Origin of the sequence: Pseudomonas sp. CFBP 8758, assembly GCF_014841725.1 — a bacterium.
Classification (GTDB): Bacteria; Pseudomonadota; Gammaproteobacteria; order Pseudomonadales; family Pseudomonadaceae; genus Aquipseudomonas; species Aquipseudomonas baltica.
Map to the genome: position 1 here is coordinate 147740 of NZ_JACYUK010000009.1, position 16646 is coordinate 164385.

A 16646-nucleotide genomic window follows, 5' to 3' on the forward strand; every position below is an offset into this window, starting at 1 on the left:
GCCATTGGACAGTTCGCCGTCGTTGCGGAGAAAAGCGGATTAAAGGCTGGAACGCAGGGGGATTTCTTCGCGCATGACCTGGTGGCCTCCTTCGGGGTTGCCGATCATTTCATCGTGGGCATTGCCCTGCACCAGAAACAGCTTGATATCGGCGACACCGGACAGCACCTTGCGCGCTTCCTCCACCGAGGCCACGTGCAGGGTCGCACCCTTGGCATCGGCCACCGGCTGCGACACGCCTTCCAGGATGGCGTGCAGCACGTACGAGCCACCTTCCATGGACACCAGGTTCACTTCGCTGACCTCGCCATTGTTGACGTGACTACTCAATTTATCGATGTTCATGCACGACCTCGAAACGGCGTGATGGACCGGAATGGCCATCGCTCTTGCCTCATGCAAGGTTTGAGGCGGGCCACACCGGCGGAGTTCAATCCAGTGGCTGTGTGCCGCCCATGGCGGCAACCCAGGTCAGATCTTCCAGCGCCCGGCGGTCTTGGCCAGCAGCTGCTGCAGTCCATCGAGGTTGTTGACCAACTGCAGGGTCAACAGGCGATAGCCGATCAGCTCACCGGGCACCACATTGGGCGCGTCGGCATCGACGCTGGCATAGTTGCGCTCGAGCCGCTCGGTGGCACCGTCGCGCAGCGCGCGGGCCATGCCTACCAGTTGTCGACGAATATGCCGGTGTTCACCGCTCAGGCACTGCTGCAATTGCGCCATGGCATTGCGGTCGGTGCCGCTGGGGCGCAGGTTGGCGAGGATTTCCAGGGTGCTCAGGCACATGCGGAAGTGGCCCTGGATCGCGTCCAGCTCGGTCATGGAAATCTTCACTTCCTTGGACACCGACGGCAGCAGCGAGCGCAACTGGACCATGTTCGCGTTGAGCTTGGACATCAGCTTCAAGTGCTCGTCGGCCGACACCGGCTGGCCGCTGACAATGCGGCTGTGGATGGTCGCGCAGCCGCGCAGTCCGGTGGCCAGGTTGTAGCGCCACGAATACACCGCATACAGCGGTAGGGCGAATGAGAACGCCAGCGCCAGGGCGATACCGATGAGAATGTCCACGGTGCGCCACAGGCCATCGGTGATCGGGTTATCGCCATGGCCGGCGACGATGAACAAGGTGATGGCCGAGAGCAGCGCGGTATAGCCGCCCTTGCCGATGGCGTGGTAGGCGAAGAAGCCGCACGCCACCGACATCAGCAGGTAGGTCACGATGGGCATTTCGAAGTAGTTCTGCTGGGCCACCACCGCCAGCCCGAGCGCGGCACCGATGAGCGTGCCGTAGGCACGTTCGACCGATTTCTTGCCGATGTTGCCGTGATGCTGCAGGCCGCCAATGACGATCAGCAGGGTGACCGAGGCCCATTCGCCGTGGGGCAGGCTGAAACCGCTGGTCAGCAGGATGGACACCAGCAAGGCGGCGACGATGCGCGCCGCGTGGATCAGGCGGGCATGCCGGTAACGGCGGTAGGGATCGAGCAATGGCCGCAGGACGCGACGCAACCAGACGGGTAGGGCGATAGATTTGAATGCATTCATCCGTTAAATGACCATGGGTGCCTGGAATAAGTCCGCCACGCAGTTGTCGACTTTGGGCTGGAACCTAAATTGTGTCATGGCCGCGGCCATTTATCTCGTTCAAGGAATGCTTTCGTCGATGCCTGCCTTTTCCCGCCTCAAGACTTTTCTGGGCCAGGCCCGGCGCGCCCTGCAGCTGGTGTGGGCGACCTCGCCCGGCCTGTTGCTGGGGCTGGTGCTGGCCACACTGGCTGCGGGCATTCTGCCGGCACTGGCCGCCTGGCTGGGCCAGCGCATCGTCGATGCGGTGGTGGCTGCCATGCAGATGCACCAGCAAACCGGTGCGGCGCCCCTGTGGCCAGTGCTGCGCTACGTGCTGATGGAAGCCGGCGTGCTGGCATTGCTGGCCGCGGCGCAGCGCGGCCTGTCCGTGCAGCAGGCGCTGCTGCGGGTGCAACTGGGGCAGAAGGTCAATACGCTGATTCTGGAGAAAGCCCAGACCCTGTCGCTGATGCAATTCGAGGATTCGGAGTTCTACGATAAACTGGTACGGGTGCGCCGCGAAGCGTCCACGCGACCGCTGGCGTTGGTGAGCAAGTCGCTGGGGCTGGTGCAGAATCTGATCTCGCTGGTCAGCTTCGGCGTCTTGCTGGTGCATTTTTCGCCCTGGGCATTGGCGATTCTGGTGGTCGGCGCGTTGCCGGTGTTCTTTGCCGAAGCGCATTTTTCCGGGGATGCCTTCCGCCTGTTCAGTCGTCGCGCACCGGAGACGCGTCGGCAGAACTACATCGAAACGTTGCTTTCCCACGAAGGCTATATCAAGGAGGTGAAGCTGTTCGGTTTTGCGCCGTTGTTGCTGCAGCGCTACCGCGACACCTTCACCAAACTGTATAGCGAGGACCGCCGGCTGACCTTGCGCCGTGACGGCTGGGGCTTCGTGCTGGGTCTGCTGGGTACGGCGGCGTTCTACCTGGCCTACGCTTGGATCGTCATCGATACGGTGAACGGCCATATCACTCTGGGCCAGATGACCATGTACCTGGTGTTGTTCAAGCAGGGCCAGAGCGCGGTGAGCAGCAGCCTCACGGCGATCGGCGGCTTGTATGAGGACGGCCTCTACCTGGCTGACCTGTATGACTACCTGGCCTACCCGGTGCAGCCTGCGCAAGGCGATATCACCCAGGGCGTGAAGCCCGGCGATGGCCTGCGCTGCGAAGGGCTGGGTTTCAGCTATCCCGGCGCGAGCCGCGCGACGTTGCAAGGCATCGACCTGCATCTGGTACCTGGCAAGAGCCTGGCGCTGGTGGGCGAAAACGGGTCGGGCAAGACCACCTTGATCAAGCTGCTGACGCGTCTGTACCGTCCGGACCAGGGGCGCATCCTGCTCGACGGCAGCGACCTGCAGGAATGGCAGGAAGACGCGCTGCGTCAGCGTATCGGCGTGATTTTCCAGGATTTCATCCGCTATCAGTTCAGTGTCGGGGAAAACCTGGGGGTCGGTGATACGCGCGCGTTCGACGACACGCAGCGCTGGCGCGAGGCAGCGGTGCAGGGCACGGCCGAGCCGTTCATCCAAGGTCTGGAGCACGGCTATGCCACGCAGTTGGGACGCTGGTTCGCGGGCGGCCAGGAGCTGTCCGGCGGGCAATGGCAGAAGTTGGCCCTGTCCCGCGCTTACATGCGCCGCGATGCCGACATCCTGATACTCGATGAGCCCACCGCAGCGCTGGATGCCAGCGCGGAAGCGGCAGTGTTCGAGCATTTTCGCGAGTACGCCCAGGGCCGCATGACGCTGCTGATTTCCCATCGCTTTTCAAGCGTGCGCAACGCCGATCATATCGTGGTGCTGGAACAGGGCAGGGTGCTGGAGCGCGGCGATCATGAACAATTGATGGCCCAGCGCGGACGCTACGCGGAACTGTTCGACCTGCAGGCGCGGGGTTATCGCTGACAGGCCTACCGCATAACGCCCTTCGCGGCCGATGACCGCTCCTACAGGGGAAGCGCAATCCCTTGTAGGAGCGGTCTATGGCCGCGAAAGGTGCGCTGCGGTTTTACCGGTTCACCGCGTGCCATTCTTCGCGGGCAGAGCCCGCTCCCACAGGGGGGCTGTGATTCGTAGGCGAGAGCGGCCGTCTATGGCTTGATCCCATGATGCGAGTAGCCCGATGCAAGCGCTTTTGGTTGAGATACTGGATGCCGTCCGCCCCCTGATCGGACAAGGCAAGGTTGCCGATTACATCCCGGCACTGGCCGATGTGCCTGCCGCGCAGCTGGGCATCGCCGTGTACGGCAACGACGGCGAGGTGTTCAGCGCAGGCGATGCGCATACCCCGTTTTCCATTCAGAGCATCTCCAAGGTGTTCAGTCTGGTCCAGGCGATTGGCCACTCGGGCGAAGACATCTGGCAGCGCCTGGGCCACGAACCCTCCGGACAACCCTTCAATTCCCTGGTGCAGCTGGAGTTCGAGCGCGGTCGGCCGCGTAACCCGTTCATCAACGCCGGTGCGCTGGTGATCTGCGATATCAACCAGTCGCGTTTCGCCGCACCGGCGCTTTCCATGCGTGACCTGGCCCGACGGCTGTCGGGCAACCCCCAGGTGATCGTCGACGGTCGGGTGGCGGAGTCGGAGTACCAGCACCGCGCGCGCAACGCTGCCATGGCCTACCTGATGAAGTCGTTCGACAATTTTCACAACGATGTCGAGGCCGTGCTGCGCAGCTATTTCAGCCACTGCGCACTGCGCATGGACTGCGTCGACCTGGCTCGCGCGTTCTGCTTCCTGGCCAATGATGGCTACTGCAAGCACAGTGGCGAGCAGGTGTTGAGTCGGCGCCAAACCCAGCAGGTCAACTCGATCATGGCCACCAGCGGTTTGTATGACGAGGCCGGCAACTTCGCCTACCGCGTCGGCTTGCCTGGCAAGAGCGGCGTGGGTGGCGGCATCGTCGCAGTGGTACCGGGGCAGTTCACCGTCTGCGTCTGGTCGCCGGAGCTCAATCCTGCCGGAAATTCCCTGGCCGGCATGGCGGCCCTCGAGCTGCTCAGCGAACGGATCGGCTGGTCAGTCTTTTAGAAGTGCGCGGAATCCCGGCACCTCCGTAGAAGCGGTCACCGGCCGCGAAGGGCGTGACGCGGTATGCCTGAATGACCGCGCTGCCCTTTTCGCGGCCACGGACCGCTCCTACGTGGAATCTCGGCACCTCCGTAGGAGCGGTCATCGGCCGCGAAGGGCGCGATGCCGTGCGCCTGACCGACCGCAGCGCCCCATTCGCGGCCACGGACCGCTCCTACGTGGAATCTCGGTACATCCATAGGAGTGATCATCGGCCGCGATTAAACAAAATGTGACAGGTTGCGGTGCCCAAGTGTGGCGTTGGCCTTTAAACTGCGGCCCTCTCCAGAGGGCACAATGGCATGAACGATTTTCCGACCCGCCGTCGAGTACTCGCCGGCATGGGCATCCTCGGTCTCGGCGCGCTGGCCGGATGTGGCGACAGCAACAAGCTGTCGTTCAAGCACGGCAAAGACCTGAGCAACGAGATCCTCGGCCGCACGTTCCGGCTGAAGGATCCGCAAGGCAACGAGAAGACCCTGTCCAGCTTCCGCGGCATGATGCCCATGGTCTTCTTCGGCTTCACCCAGTGCCCGGCCGTCTGCCCGACCACGCTTGCGCGGGCCGTCCAGGCCAAGAAGCTGATGGGCCGTGATGGCGACCGCCTGCAGGTGATCTTCATCACCCTGGACCCCGAGCGCGACACCCCCGAAGTGCTCGACGCCTACGTCAAGCTTTTCGACCCCACCTTCGTGGCCCTGCGCGGCACCCTGGAACAAACCGCCGATGTCGCCAAGGAGTTCAAGGTGTTCTACGAAAAGGTCCCGATCGGCGACACCTACACCATCTCCCACACCTCGACCAGTTACGTCTTCGACTCCCGCGGCGTGCTGCGCCTGGGGTTGTCCCATTCCCTCACCGCACAAGAGTGCGCCGAGGATCTGCTCACCGTAATGGAAGTCTGCTGATGAAACCCGTTGCCAAGAAGAACACCGTCCGTCAACTCGCCACGCTCCTGGCAGCCCTGAGCCTGACCGGCTACGCCATTGCCCAGACCACGGTCGAAGATGCCTGGGCGCGCGCCACTGTGCCGGGGCAACCCGCTACAGGTGCGTTCATGACCCTCACAGCGGACTCCGACAGCACCCTGATCAGCGTCCAGTCACCCGTCGCCAAAGACACGCAAATCCACCAGTCGACCATGAACGGCGATGTCATGAGCATGCTCCCGATCAACGAAGTCAGCCTGCCTGCGGGCGAGCCCGTGGTATTCGATGCCAATGGCTATCACGTGATGCTGATGGGTTTGATAACGCAGGTGAAGGAGGGCGACGCGGTGCCATTGACCTTGAAGATCAAGAACGCACAAGGGGAGGAGGAAACTCTGGAAGTCGAAGCCGTGGCCAGGGCACTGAATGCCCCCGACCACGCTCATGCTCACTGATGCAATGACGCGGGGCTGATGCCAGCGTCAAACACCCACCATAGGCATTACTTGCCGACGGTCTGACCCAGGAACCAGGCGCGTTCTTCGGCCTGGTCGATCCACTCTTCCAGCAGGCTGGTAGTGGACAGGTCGTTGGCTTCGTCGGTGACGCCGTGGGTGGTACGCATGTAGGCAGCCAGCGACTGGTTGTCGTCATGCAACTCGGTCAGCATGTCTTCTGGCGACAGGTCAGCCACTTCGCTGCTGGCCAGGCGCTTGAGTTGCACCATCTGCTCCAGCGAACGTACGGTCGGCTCGCCGATCTTGCGGGCGCGCTCGGCAATCACGTCGGTGATGGCGTAGATCTGGGTCGCTTGCTCTTCCAGCAGCAAATGATAGTCGCGGAAGTGCGAACCTTTCATGTGCCAGTGGTAATTTTTGGTCTTGATGTACAGCGCGAACACGTCAGACAGCAATACTGCCAGTTCCTGACCGACCTGGGCCTGGTTCTGCAAGCTGGCGCCTTCGCCTTTCTCGGCCTTGGCCTTCACGGACGATACGGTCTTGAGTTCCTGTTTCACATTGGCAACGGCCATTTGAAATCTCCTGGTACGGGTTTGCGGGATTGGGTCTGTAACCACTATGGAAATCGACCGCAGACAAACCGGTATTGCTCAGAGATATTTTCTATCCGACCGATGAAGTGTCGCTATGACCCTGCGTCTCACGACTCCAAAGCGCCTTTATCGGGAAAACTTAAAGTGAAGCTGGTCACGCCCTCAGCGCTGTGGACACTGACGCTGCCGCCCACCAGAACCATGATCGACTGCACGATTGCCAGGCCCAGGCCACCCGAGTCTCCCGGTTCCGTGCGCGACGGGTCGACGCGGAAGAAACGATCGAACAGTCGCGCCAAATGCTCGGGTGCAATGGTGTCGCCTTCGTTACGCACCGTCAGACCAACGAACCCAGCCTCGTCGTGGCGGCTGAGCAGCACCGTGGTGCCGGGGCGGGCATGGCGGACCGCGTTGGCAAGCAGGTTGCCCAGAGCGCGCTGCAGCAATTGCAGGTCGGTCTGCAGGGTGCCGTGCAGCGCGTGCTGCAGGGCGGCGCCGCGCTCGTCAGCGAGCAGCTGGAAATAATCACAGAGTTCTTCGCCCAGGTGGGTGAGGTCAATGGCCTGCAAGTGCACCGGCCGCTGCCCGTGGTCGGCACGTGCCAGAAACAGCAGGTTTTCCACCATGCGGTTCAGCCGCTCGTACTCTTCGATGTTAGAGCCGAGCAGTTCCCGGTATTCGTCCACGCTACGAGGCTGGTTGAGTGCCTGGCCGGTGCTGCCCAACAGGTTATGCAGCGGCGTGCGGATTTCATGGGCGAGGTCTGCGGAGAACTGCGACAGCCGTTCGAAGCCCTGTTCGAGCCGCACCAGCATGCCGTTGAGCGCCTGGATCGGCGCCTGCAGCTCCACCGGCGCTGCGGTATCGGCCAGTCGCCGGTGCAGATTGCGCAGATCGATCAACGCCAGCGCGTCGGCCATTTCGCGCAACGGCGTCAGGGCGCGACGCACCAGCAACAGGCCGATGACCCAGGCCAGCAGCGCCCCGGCAGCCACTGCCAGGTACAGGCGCAGTCGGTAGCTGGCCAGGATCGCCTCGCGCTCGTGCAGGCGTTTGCCGACCATCACCGTCAAGGCTTCGCCGGCCGGGCCGACAGCGTCGCCGGCCAGCAACGAGGCGCCGTGGTCCAGGCGAATGTCGGCCCGGCTCGGCCGCCGAGCCAGGCCGATGCGTGGCGGATCGCCCAACGTTTCGCCGTGGGGGTTGATCTCGAACACCACACTGCCATCGGCGCGACGCACGCGCAGCACGCTTTCCTGATTGCCGAGCATGTTCTGATACAGCTGCGGACGCTGCTGCAGTGCGCCCAGGCTGTCGCTGTCGTGCAGCAGGGTACGCACCTGCTCGAGCCGTCCGAGCAGCGCGATGTCGTCGCGGTAGGCGATCTCGGCCGCCAGCGAACGGTAGAGAAACACCGCGACCACGCTCATCACCAGTGAGCAGACCACCGCCACGGCCAGCGCCAGGCGCCAGGCCAGGGAGTGGCGGCGTTCACTCATCCAGGTGCTCCAGCCGGTAGCCCACGCCGCGCACGGTGTGAATCAGCTTGGGCATGAACGGGTCGTCGACTTTGGCCCGCAAGCGTCGGACCGCCACTTCCACCATGTTGGTGTCGCTGTCGAAATTCAGGTTCCATACCTGAGAGGCGATCAGCGTGCGCGACAGCGCCTCGCCGGGCCGGCCGATCAGCATGTGCAGCAGGGCGAATTCCTTGTTGGTCAGGTTGATGCGCTGTCCACCGCGGCTGACCCGGCGGCGCAGTACGTCCACCTCCAGGTCTGCCACCTGATAATGCTCGACCTCGCGCACCGCGCCCCGGCGCAGCAGCGTTCGCACGCGTGCCAGCAGTTCGGCGAAGGCGAACGGCTTCACCAGGTAGTCGTCGGCGCCCAGCTCCAGCCCACGCACACGGTCTTCGATGGCGTCCTTGGCGGTCAGGAACAACACCGGTGTCGCGCCTTGCTGACGAATCAGCTTGAGCAACTGCCAGCCGTTCAGGCCGGGCAGCATGACGTCCAGAATCACCAGGTCATAGGGCTGCTGCTCGATCAGGTAGCGCCCATCCAGCCCATTGAGCGCCACGTCCACGGCAAAGCCGGACTCACCCAGTCCCTTGGCGAGAAAATTCGCCGTTTTCGCTTCGTCTTCAACCAGCAACACACGCATCGTTCAGCTCCTGTACCCGCGCATAGGCTAGGCCCCCGGCGGCCGATTGCCTATTACAAAGTTGTAATCGCTGCGACGGGGTTCTGTCGTGACCGGATTGCTAAGGTGCCAGCCACTGATCACGGAGATGCTCGATGAAAGCCCTTTGCATGACATTCACGCTGGCTTGTCTGCTCGCCACCCAGGCCCACGCCGCCCTGGCCCAGCACCCTGACCTGGACCTGGCGACCGCGCAGCGGCTGGCCAATGGCAGCGGCTGCGTGGCCGCCGTGGCAGTGCTGGACCGTGGCGGCAATGTCATCGTCCAGCAACGCGGCGACGGCGTTGGCCCGCACAACACCGAGGCCGCGCGGTTGAAAGCCTACACCGCGCTGTCGACCAAGACGCCGACGCGGCTGTTCGCCGAGCGTGCCCGCAACAACCCCGAAGCCGCCAATCTGACCTCGCTGGGGCAATTGCTGCTGCTGGGCGGCGGCGTGCCGGTCTACGAAGGCAAGCAGTTGGTCGGTGCGATCGGCATCGCCGGTGCCGGCGGCGCCGAGCAGGACGAAGCCTGCGCAATCAAAGCCACCGAATCCGTCGGTCTGGCCATTCATTCTTGAAGGAGCAATACACCATGTTGAAGAAAATTGTCCTGGCCGCCAGCCTGGCCTCCCTGTCCAGCCTCGCGATGGCCGCCAACCCCCTGAGCGTGCACGTACTGAACCTGGAAACGGGTGTGCCTTCGGCCGGTATCGAAGTGACCCTGGAGCAGCATTCGGGTAACCAGTGGCAACCGTTGGGGCAGGGTGTGACCAACGAGCAAGGCCGGATCGCCGGCCTCTACCCGGAACAGCGCACTTTTGCGCCGGGTGAATACCGGGTGGTGTTCAAGACCGGCGACTACTACCGCAAGGTCGGGCATGAAACCTTCTTCCCGGAAATCCCGGTGATTTTCGAAGTGAAGAACACCGAGCAGCACTATCACATTCCCTTGCTGCTCAGCCCCTACGGCTTCAGCACCTATCGCGGGTCCTAGTCGCAAGCCCCTGCCGTCATCCTTTCACGGTCTGCGGAAAACTATTGCCCTGTACGTGCGGTCTGTTGCACCAGAGCGGGCGTCGCAGGGCAGGGCGCTGGCACATTGCGCAGGATGATGGCGGGTATCAATAGATGAAGCAGCTTGATCTGCAGGTCATACAGCAGGCCCGGACCTGGCTCGGCCAGGGCCGGGGCGTATGGCTGTGCACGGTACTGTCGACCTACGGTTCGGCTCCACGCGGGCCGGGGGCGATGCTGGTCGCACTGGACAATGGCGAACATTGCGGATCGCTGTCCGGTGGTTGTGTGGAAGACGACTTTCTGGAGCGTGTCGCTGCCGGTTATTTCACACCGGTCAATCAGGTCGTGCGCTACGGCGACGGCGGCCTGGCGCCGACCATGGCGCTGCCTTGCGGCGGCGTTCTCGACGTGTTGGTCGAATACCTCGCGCCTGATGCAGCCACGCTGGAGCATCTGGCGCACATCGAACAGGCTTTCGCCGGCGGCCAACTGTTGGCGCGGCAGGTGGTGCCTGGCAGCGATAGGCGCAGCATCCGCGCAGGGCACATGGGCGATGCACGGGTGCGGGTCAGCGACGAAGAAATCTGCATTCGCATCGGCGCCGTACAGCGCCTGATCCTCGCCGGCCTGTCGCCGGTCGCCGAATTCTGCGCGGGGTTCGCCCTGACCCTTGGCTATGAAGTGATCCTCTGCGAGCCGCGTCCCGAAGTGCTGGCTCGTTTCGACCTGCCCGGCGTGCACGTGCACGAAGTCTTGCCTGCGGTGTTCATCGCCGAGGGCGGCTGTCATTCGGCGACCGCCGTGGTGGCGTTGACCCACGACCCTCGACTCGATGACCTGACCCTGCTCGAGGCGGTGCGCACACCGGCTTTCTATATCGGTGCAATGGGCTCGATGCGCACCAGCGAAAAGCGCTTCGAGCGTCTCGAGCGCATCGGTGGGCTGGACGCGACCACCCAGCAGCGTATCCACGCACCGATCGGCCTGAACCTGGGCAGCAAGACGCCCGCCGAGATTGCCTTGGCCGTCATGGCGGATATCCTGCGCGTGGCCAACGGAATCGACCGGCAGCGTCTATGATCGCCTGGCAGGTGCCTGAAAGCCCTTGAGCCGCAGGGCGTTGGCCAGCACGAACAGCGATGAAAGTGCCATGGCTCCCGCCGCGACCTGCGGCGACAGGGTCAGCCCGTTGAGCGGGTACAGCAGCCCCGCCGCCAGTGGAATCAGGGCCGCGTTGTAGGCGAAGGCCCAGAACAGGTTCTGGCGGATGTTGTTCAGGGTTGCCGTAGACAAGGCGATGGCCGTGGCCACCGCGCCGAGGTTGTCCGACATCAGCACCACATCCGCGGCTTCGATGGCGATGTCCGTGCCACTGCCCACTGCAATGCCGACGTCGGCCTGGGCCAGCGCCGGTGCATCGTTGATGCCGTCACCCACGTAGACCGTGAGGCCATACTCGCGCTGTAACGCCTGGACGGCGGCCACCTTGCCTTCTGGCAGAACCTGCGCCACCACCTGATCGATACCCAACTGGGTGGCGATGGCCTGGGCGGTTCGGCGGTCGTCCCCGGATATCATCGCCACTTTCAGGCCGAGCCGGTGCAAGGTCTGGATAGCCGCCGGGGTAGTCGACTTGAGCGGATCTGCCACGGCGATCATCGCGGCCAGTTGGCCGTCCACCGCCGCATACAACGGGCTCTTGCCCTGTTCGGCCAGCGTCTGTGCCGGGCTGGCGAACGGGCTCGTGTCCACGCCGAGTTGCGTCATGTAGCGTTCTGCACCGATGGCCACGTCCTGCGCGCCGACCCGTGCGCGCACGCCATGGCCGGTGTGCGCCTGAAAATCCCGAGCCTGGGGCCAGTCGAGCTGAGCGTCCTGCGCTGCTGCCACAATGGCCCGTGCCAACGGGTGCTCGGAGAGCGCTTCCACGGCTGCGAGCAAAGGCAATAGCTGCGCGCGGGTGAAGTTGGGCAGCAGCTGCAGGTCGGTCAGACGCGGTTGGCCTTCGGTGAGCGTGCCGGTCTTGTCCAGTGCCACGACTCGCGCGCGGCTCAGTTGCTGCAATGCTTCGCCCTTGCGCAACAGAATACCCAACTCGGCGCCACGGCCGGTGCCGACCATGATCGAGGTGGGCGTGGCCAAGCCCATCGCACACGGACAGGCGATGATCAGCACGGCCACCGCATGCACCAGGGCCATGCCCAGGGCTGGGGTCGGGCCAAGCCAGTACCAGCCGATGAAAGTGGCCAGTGCCAGTGCCATGACCACCGGCACGAACCACACGGTCACCCGGTCCACCAGCGCCTGGATCGGCAACTTGCTGCCTTGGGCCCGCTCGACCATGGCGACGATCCGCGCCAGCATGCTGGCGCTACCCAAGGCGGTGGCTCGAAGCTGCAACGTGCCGTTCTGGTTGAGGGTACCGCCGACCACTTGGTCGCCGGGCTGCTTGCGCACCGGCATGGGCTCGCCGGTGAGCATCGACTCGTCGACGAAGCTGTCGCCGGCGAGCACCGTGCCGTCGACGGCAATCCGCTCGCCGGGGCGAACCTGCACCACGTCGCCCTGTATCAGCTGCTCCAGCGGGATTTCGATCAAGCCCGCCTGGCGTTGCACATAGGCAGTCTGTGGCTGGAGCCTGAGCAGGCGCTTGATGGCTTGGGACGTGCGGCCCCTGGCGCGTGCTTCGAGCGTGCGGCCCAGCAGGATCAGGCAGATGATCACGCACACCGCTTCGTAATACACGGTGGCCGTAGCGCTGGGTAGCAGCTGCGGGGCGAACGTGGACACCAGGGAAAAACCGTAGGCGGCGAGGGTGCCCACCGCCACCAGCGAATTCATGTCTGGCGCGCCGCGCAGCAGCGCCACGGTGCCTTTGAGGTAGAAGCGCCTGGCGCAGGTGATCAGCACCAACGTGGTCAGGGCGAACTGCAGCAGCCAGTTATCCTGCTGGCTCAGGTGCAGTTGGATCCAGGCGTGGAAGCCCGGTATCAGGTGCGCACCCATTTCCACTATCACCACGGGCAGCGAGAGCATCACCGACCAACCCAGGTCGCGCCGCAGGCGCGCGGCGTCTTGCTGGCTTTCCTGATTGGCCTGGGCCATGGCGTCTGGAGTGTGCTCAAGCGGCCTGGCGCTGTAGCCGGCCTTGTCGACGGCGGCGATCAGGGCCTGGGCGTCCACGCCGCGGCCTTCCACGCGAGCGCGCTCGGTGGCCAGGTTGACCGCCGCTGCCGTCACACCTGGCACCTTGAGCAGGGTTCGCTCGACCCGACCCACGCACGACGCGCAGGTCATGCCGTGGATACCCAGCTCGACGAGACCTTCGTTTGCTGCCATGACGTTTTCCTCCTTCCGTCCCATGCCTGGACTGTGACCCTTGCCACCATGGGAAGGTCAAGCCCGCACTCCCATGTGGGAGCGGGCTCTGCCCGCGAAGGCCACACCGCGTTCCACCAGGCACACCGCGCCAAGCCCTTCGCGGCCGATGACCGCTCCTACGACCCATGTAGGAGCAGTCTGTGGCAGCGAAGAGGGCATTTGCCGATCCTGTAGGAGCGGTCCGTGGCCGCGAAAAGGGCACCGCGGTGCATCAGGCACTCCGCGCAGAGCCTTTCGCGGCCGATGACCGCTCCTACGACCCATGTAGGAGCGGTCCGTGGCCGCGAAAAGGGCACCGCGGTGCATCAGGCACTCCGCGCAGAGCATCTCCCGGCCGATGACCGCTCCTGCCAATGACGGCAGTCGCGCGGAGGTGGTGAAAATGGCAGCATGGGCGCACAAGAACTGGAGAACTGCCATGAAGATCGTCATCGCCCCTGACTCATTCAAAGACAGCCTGAGCGCCGCCGACGTTGCTTCAGCCATCGCCCGGGGCCTGCGCCAGGCCCTGCCCGAGGCGCAGCTCGTCGAGCGGCCGATGGCCGATGGCGGCGAAGGCACCATGCAAGCCATCATGGCGGCTTGCCAGGGCGAGCTGCGCAGCCTCGTCGTCGACGGCCCTTTGGGCGCAGCCACTCAGGCCCATTGGGGCTGGCTGCCCGACGAGCGCACCGCCGTCATCGAAATGGCCGAAGCCAGCGGGCTGCAACTGCTCCAGCGCCAGCAACGCGATGCCTGCAACAGCAGCACCTATGGCACTGGCCAATTGATCGCTGCAGCCGTGGAGGCCGGCGCACGACGCATCATTCTCGCCATCGGCGGCAGTGCCACCAACGATGCCGGCACTGGCATGCTCCGCGCGCTCGGTCTGCGCCTGACCGATTCTCAGGGCAGTGAATTGCCCCGTGGCGGCCTGGCGCTGGCACAAGTAGCCAAGGTCGACGCCAGCGGCCTCGACCCACGTCTGGCCGATGTGCAGTTCGAAGTCGCCGCAGACGTCGACAACCCGCTGTGCGGTCCCCACGGCGCCTCGCACATTTTCGGCCCGCAGAAGGGCGCTACACACGAACAGGTGCTGGCCCTGGACAAGGCTTTGGACCACTTCGCCGATCACTGCGTAGCGGTGCTGGGCCAGGACTGCCGTGACGCGCCTGGTTGCGGCGCAGCAGGCGGCATGGGCTTCGCGGCCAAGGCCTTTCTCGGTGCCTCGTTCCGCCCAGGGGTCGAAGTGGTAGCGCAACTGGTGGGCCTGGCCGATGCCGTCATCGGCGCCGACCTGGTGATCACTGGCGAAGGGCGCTTCGATGCCCAGACCCTGCGCGGCAAGACGCCCTTCGGCGTGGCCCGCGTTGCGCGCGCTGCGGGTGTCCCGGTGGTGGTGCTGGCCGGCACGCTGGGCGAAGGCTATCAGGACCTGTACGCCCATGGCATCGATGCCGCGTTCTCCCTTGCGTCCGGTCCGATGACCCTGGAGCAGGCGTGTGCCGAGGCCGGTGCGCTGCTCAGCGATCGCGCCCGCGATATCGCCCTGCTTTGGCAGCTGCGCGGTTAGGACGCAAGCGCGCCGTGGGTCAATCGCGCTCGCGCATGAAGAAGCCCGCCACGTACTTGCGGAAGGTCTCCAGGCTCTTGAAGTCGGCCAGGCGCTTGAAGGTTTCGGAACTGGGCTCCGGACCCAGCGGCTCTTTCATCAGCGAAACCGAGAGGACCCGGTCCAGGTCCGAGCTGAGCACCAGTTCGTCCATCACCATGGCGCCGATCACCGGTCGGCGCATCACGACCTTGACGCCTTTGCTGGCCATCCAGTCGATCAGCGACACCAGCATCTTCAACGCCTCGCGTTCCTCGTCGCGGAACACCGGGAACAGATGCCCGCGGGTCAGCACCGGCACCGTCGCCACATGCACCATTTCATAGAATTGGCTGCCGGCGGTTGCCGGTGAATACAGGGCCAGGGCCAACAGCGGCCCACTGCTGCGCGCGCCACCCCACAACAGATGATGGCCCTGGAAGTCGAAGCCGGCGGTGCTGCGCTCGGTCAGCACCTTGCGCCCGACTACGTCGGACACGCAGTCGAGCAGCAGCCCATAGCGGCGCTGCCCAATGAAGGCGGTGGAATCCTTCAGGCGTGCCTTGAGCATCATCATGTGCTTCATGTCGATGCGGGTTTCCAGATAATTGCTCGCCGGCACCCTGTCGATCAGCGGGTAGCGTGTGGCCACTTCGCGCAGGTCGGCGAACTGGCGGGTCAGATCCTTCTTCAGGTGCGTGGCGTACACATTGAGCCCAGAGGCTTCGATGAACGTCAGCAGCAGCGAGAGCAACCGGTGCTGCTCCCGTCGCTGACTTGCCACCACGGCGGTGCCAGGCGTGCCTGGCATGGCCGGGGCGCGAAAATCGCCAATCAGCTTCAGCGGCACATCGGGGGGCAACCAGGCGGCCGGCAGTGGCCCTTCATCCTCGCGCCCAGGCGTATTGTCACGCTCGTCATGGATGAAGGGGCAACCCTCGGCATGCTCGGCCGTGCCGGGGTTGTTCTTCAAAAACAGCGTGCCGGTACTGCTGTTGAGCGTCACGTTCATCACCGGCAGCGTACCGGGCCGGCAATCGCACGCCAGCCACTGGCCCTGGGTGCGGACCTTCATCAGCCACTGGTTGGCCTGCAGGAGCTTCGGGCCCTCACTGCGGCCTTCGACGAATTCGGTCACCAACTGCTGTTCGGCAGGGGTCAGGGCGCGTACTGGCGCGCCGGTCTTTTCGATGATTCTCATGACGCTGCAAACGCCCCTTCAATGAACGGATCCAGGCTGGGCTGGCCTCCATGGGACAACGTTTGCGCAGCATGTATCCATTGCTGGTGCCGCGCCCGCGCCCACTGCCAGCGCATGATCGCCCTAGCTGTGTCGGCCGCATAACGAATGCACTAACGGCTTGCCGCGCACTCGAACGACCGCTACCGTTGTAGCCTCAGCCCACCGACAGGAGCCATGACATGGCAAGCACGCAAGCGAGCATCGACATTCCGGCATCGGCCGATAAGGTCTGGAATCTGGTGGCCGGGTTCAACTCCCTGGCCGACTGGCTGCCCATGATCCAGCACAGCGAAGCCCAGGAAAATGGCCGGCTGCGCCACCTGACCACGGTGGACGGTACCGTCATCATCGAGCGTCTGGAGACTTACGACAACGCCGCGCGCACCTACAGCTATTCCATCATCGAAGGTCCCTTTCCGGTGAGCGATTACCTGGCGACGCTCAAGGTCATCGAGGTGGACGCCGGCAACAGCCGAGTGGAGTGGGGCGGTCGCTTCAACCCGGTCGGCATGAGTGACGCCGAGGCGGTGGAAATTTTCGACGGTGTCTATCAAGGTGGCCTGCAGGCGCTGCGCGGTAACTTCTGATCGAACCGGCCGGGTAAGGGCGGACGGGTCAGGCA

General features: G+C 64.2%; 16 protein-coding genes. 9 read left to right on the top strand and 7 right to left on the bottom strand.

Features of this window, described 5'->3' with window-relative positions:
- Nucleotides 1–39: 39 nt before the first annotated feature.
- Both IFT75_RS19245 and IFT75_RS19250 read right to left on the bottom strand, forming a co-directional pair.
- A complete protein-coding gene (locus IFT75_RS19245; protein ID WP_192056284.1) occupies nt 40–345 on the bottom strand; it encodes a DUF6482 family protein in 306 nt (101 codons plus the stop codon).
- Between the two features lie 126 nt (nt 346–471).
- A complete protein-coding gene (locus IFT75_RS19250; protein WP_192056286.1) occupies nt 472–1545 on the bottom strand; it encodes an FUSC family protein in 1074 nt (357 codons plus the stop codon).
- A gap of 118 nt (nt 1546–1663) precedes the next feature.
- Here IFT75_RS19250 and IFT75_RS19255 point away from each other — a divergent pair, with 118 nt between their 5' ends.
- From IFT75_RS19255 to IFT75_RS19270, 4 genes are all read left to right on the top strand, one after another.
- Nucleotides 1664–3475 carry an ABC transporter ATP-binding protein gene (locus IFT75_RS19255; protein ID WP_192056288.1) on the top strand — a complete coding sequence of 604 codons (1812 nt, stop codon included), beginning with the start codon at nt 1664–1666 and terminating at the stop codon, nt 3473–3475.
- A gap of 217 nt (nt 3476–3692) precedes the next feature.
- Entirely contained in the window at nt 3693–4601 is a 909-nt protein-coding gene (gene glsB / locus IFT75_RS19260; RefSeq protein WP_122476984.1) for a glutaminase B, read from the top strand.
- Between the two features lie 341 nt (nt 4602–4942).
- Entirely contained in the window at nt 4943–5548 is a 606-nt protein-coding gene (locus tag IFT75_RS19265; RefSeq protein ID WP_122476986.1) for an SCO family protein, read from the top strand.
- Nucleotides 5548–6024 (top strand): copper chaperone PCu(A)C, encoded by a 477-nt coding sequence (locus IFT75_RS19270; RefSeq protein WP_192056290.1) that lies wholly within the window; start codon nt 5548–5550, stop codon nt 6022–6024. The genes IFT75_RS19265 and IFT75_RS19270 overlap by 1 nt, the downstream gene beginning before the upstream one ends.
- 47 nt (nt 6025–6071) lie before the next feature.
- Here IFT75_RS19270 and IFT75_RS19275 read toward each other — a convergent pair whose 3' ends face one another.
- From IFT75_RS19275 to IFT75_RS19285, 3 genes are all read right to left on the bottom strand, one after another.
- Entirely contained in the window at nt 6072–6602 is a 531-nt protein-coding gene (locus IFT75_RS19275) for a Dps family protein (protein ID WP_122476990.1), read from the bottom strand.
- 128 nt (nt 6603–6730) lie between these two features.
- Nucleotides 6731–8122: a heavy metal sensor histidine kinase gene (locus tag IFT75_RS19280; RefSeq protein ID WP_122476991.1), complete on the bottom strand. Its 1392-nt coding sequence runs from the start codon at nt 8120–8122 to the stop codon at nt 6731–6733.
- A complete protein-coding gene (locus tag IFT75_RS19285; RefSeq protein WP_122476993.1) occupies nt 8115–8789 on the bottom strand; it encodes a heavy metal response regulator transcription factor in 675 nt (224 codons plus the stop codon). The genes IFT75_RS19280 and IFT75_RS19285 overlap by 8 nt, the downstream gene beginning before the upstream one ends.
- Before the next feature lie 134 nt (nt 8790–8923).
- Here IFT75_RS19285 and IFT75_RS19290 point away from each other — a divergent pair, with 134 nt between their 5' ends.
- The 3 genes from IFT75_RS19290 (at nt 8924) to IFT75_RS19300 (ending at nt 10910) form a co-directional block, all read left to right on the top strand.
- Nucleotides 8924–9391 (top strand): heme-binding protein, encoded by a 468-nt coding sequence (locus IFT75_RS19290; RefSeq protein WP_192056292.1) that lies wholly within the window; start codon nt 8924–8926, stop codon nt 9389–9391.
- Between the two features lie 14 nt (nt 9392–9405).
- Complete coding sequence (gene uraH / locus IFT75_RS19295) at nt 9406–9807, top strand: hydroxyisourate hydrolase (protein WP_122476996.1); 402 nt, start codon at nt 9406–9408, stop codon at nt 9805–9807.
- 134 nt (nt 9808–9941) lie between these two features.
- Nucleotides 9942–10910, top strand: coding sequence for an XdhC family protein (locus tag IFT75_RS19300; protein WP_192056294.1), 969 nt, complete (start codon nt 9942–9944; stop codon nt 10908–10910).
- Here IFT75_RS19300 and IFT75_RS19305 read toward each other — a convergent pair.
- Complete coding sequence (locus tag IFT75_RS19305) at nt 10905–13169, bottom strand: heavy metal translocating P-type ATPase (protein ID WP_192056296.1); 2265 nt, start codon at nt 13167–13169, stop codon at nt 10905–10907. The two genes, IFT75_RS19300 and IFT75_RS19305, sit on opposite strands and share 6 nt — an antisense overlap.
- 460 nt (nt 13170–13629) lie before the next feature.
- On the opposite strand from IFT75_RS19305, the gene IFT75_RS19310 reads away from it, so the two are divergent.
- Nucleotides 13630–14763: a glycerate kinase gene (locus IFT75_RS19310; RefSeq protein ID WP_192056298.1), complete on the top strand. Its 1134-nt coding sequence runs from the start codon at nt 13630–13632 to the stop codon at nt 14761–14763.
- Between the two features lie 19 nt (nt 14764–14782).
- On the opposite strand, the gene IFT75_RS19315 is transcribed toward IFT75_RS19310, so the two are convergent.
- Nucleotides 14783–15982 (bottom strand): hypothetical protein, encoded by a 1200-nt coding sequence (locus tag IFT75_RS19315; protein ID WP_192056300.1) that lies wholly within the window; start codon nt 15980–15982, stop codon nt 14783–14785.
- Nucleotides 15983–16203: 221 nt separating this feature from the next.
- Here IFT75_RS19315 and IFT75_RS19320 point away from each other — a divergent pair, with 221 nt between their 5' ends.
- A complete protein-coding gene (locus tag IFT75_RS19320) occupies nt 16204–16611 on the top strand; it encodes an SRPBCC family protein (protein ID WP_192056302.1) in 408 nt (135 codons plus the stop codon).
- Nucleotides 16612–16646: the final 35 nt, after the last annotated feature.

Coding starts and splice junctions, on each gene's coding strand:
- IFT75_RS19245 (WP_192056284.1), bottom strand. CDS start 345: ATGAACATCGATAAATTGAGTAGTCACGTCAACAATGGCGAGGTCAGC.
- IFT75_RS19250 (WP_192056286.1), bottom strand. CDS start 1,545: ATGAATGCATTCAAATCTATCGCCCTACCCGTCTGGTTGCGTCGCGTC.
- IFT75_RS19255 (WP_192056288.1), top strand. CDS start 1,664: ATGCCTGCCTTTTCCCGCCTCAAGACTTTTCTGGGCCAGGCCCGGCGC.
- glsB (WP_122476984.1), top strand. CDS start 3,693: ATGCAAGCGCTTTTGGTTGAGATACTGGATGCCGTCCGCCCCCTGATC.
- IFT75_RS19265 (WP_122476986.1), top strand. CDS start 4,943: ATGAACGATTTTCCGACCCGCCGTCGAGTACTCGCCGGCATGGGCATC.
- IFT75_RS19270 (WP_192056290.1), top strand. CDS start 5,548: ATGAAACCCGTTGCCAAGAAGAACACCGTCCGTCAACTCGCCACGCTC.
- IFT75_RS19275 (WP_122476990.1), bottom strand. CDS start 6,602: ATGGCCGTTGCCAATGTGAAACAGGAACTCAAGACCGTATCGTCCGTG.
- IFT75_RS19280 (WP_122476991.1), bottom strand. CDS start 8,122: ATGAGTGAACGCCGCCACTCCCTGGCCTGGCGCCTGGCGCTGGCCGTG.
- IFT75_RS19285 (WP_122476993.1), bottom strand. CDS start 8,789: ATGCGTGTGTTGCTGGTTGAAGACGAAGCGAAAACGGCGAATTTTCTC.
- IFT75_RS19290 (WP_192056292.1), top strand. CDS start 8,924: ATGAAAGCCCTTTGCATGACATTCACGCTGGCTTGTCTGCTCGCCACC.
- uraH (WP_122476996.1), top strand. CDS start 9,406: ATGTTGAAGAAAATTGTCCTGGCCGCCAGCCTGGCCTCCCTGTCCAGC.
- IFT75_RS19300 (WP_192056294.1), top strand. CDS start 9,942: ATGAAGCAGCTTGATCTGCAGGTCATACAGCAGGCCCGGACCTGGCTC.
- IFT75_RS19305 (WP_192056296.1), bottom strand. CDS start 13,169: ATGGCAGCAAACGAAGGTCTCGTCGAGCTGGGTATCCACGGCATGACC.
- IFT75_RS19310 (WP_192056298.1), top strand. CDS start 13,630: ATGAAGATCGTCATCGCCCCTGACTCATTCAAAGACAGCCTGAGCGCC.
- IFT75_RS19315 (WP_192056300.1), bottom strand. CDS start 15,982: ATGAGAATCATCGAAAAGACCGGCGCGCCAGTACGCGCCCTGACCCCT.
- IFT75_RS19320 (WP_192056302.1), top strand. CDS start 16,204: ATGGCAAGCACGCAAGCGAGCATCGACATTCCGGCATCGGCCGATAAG.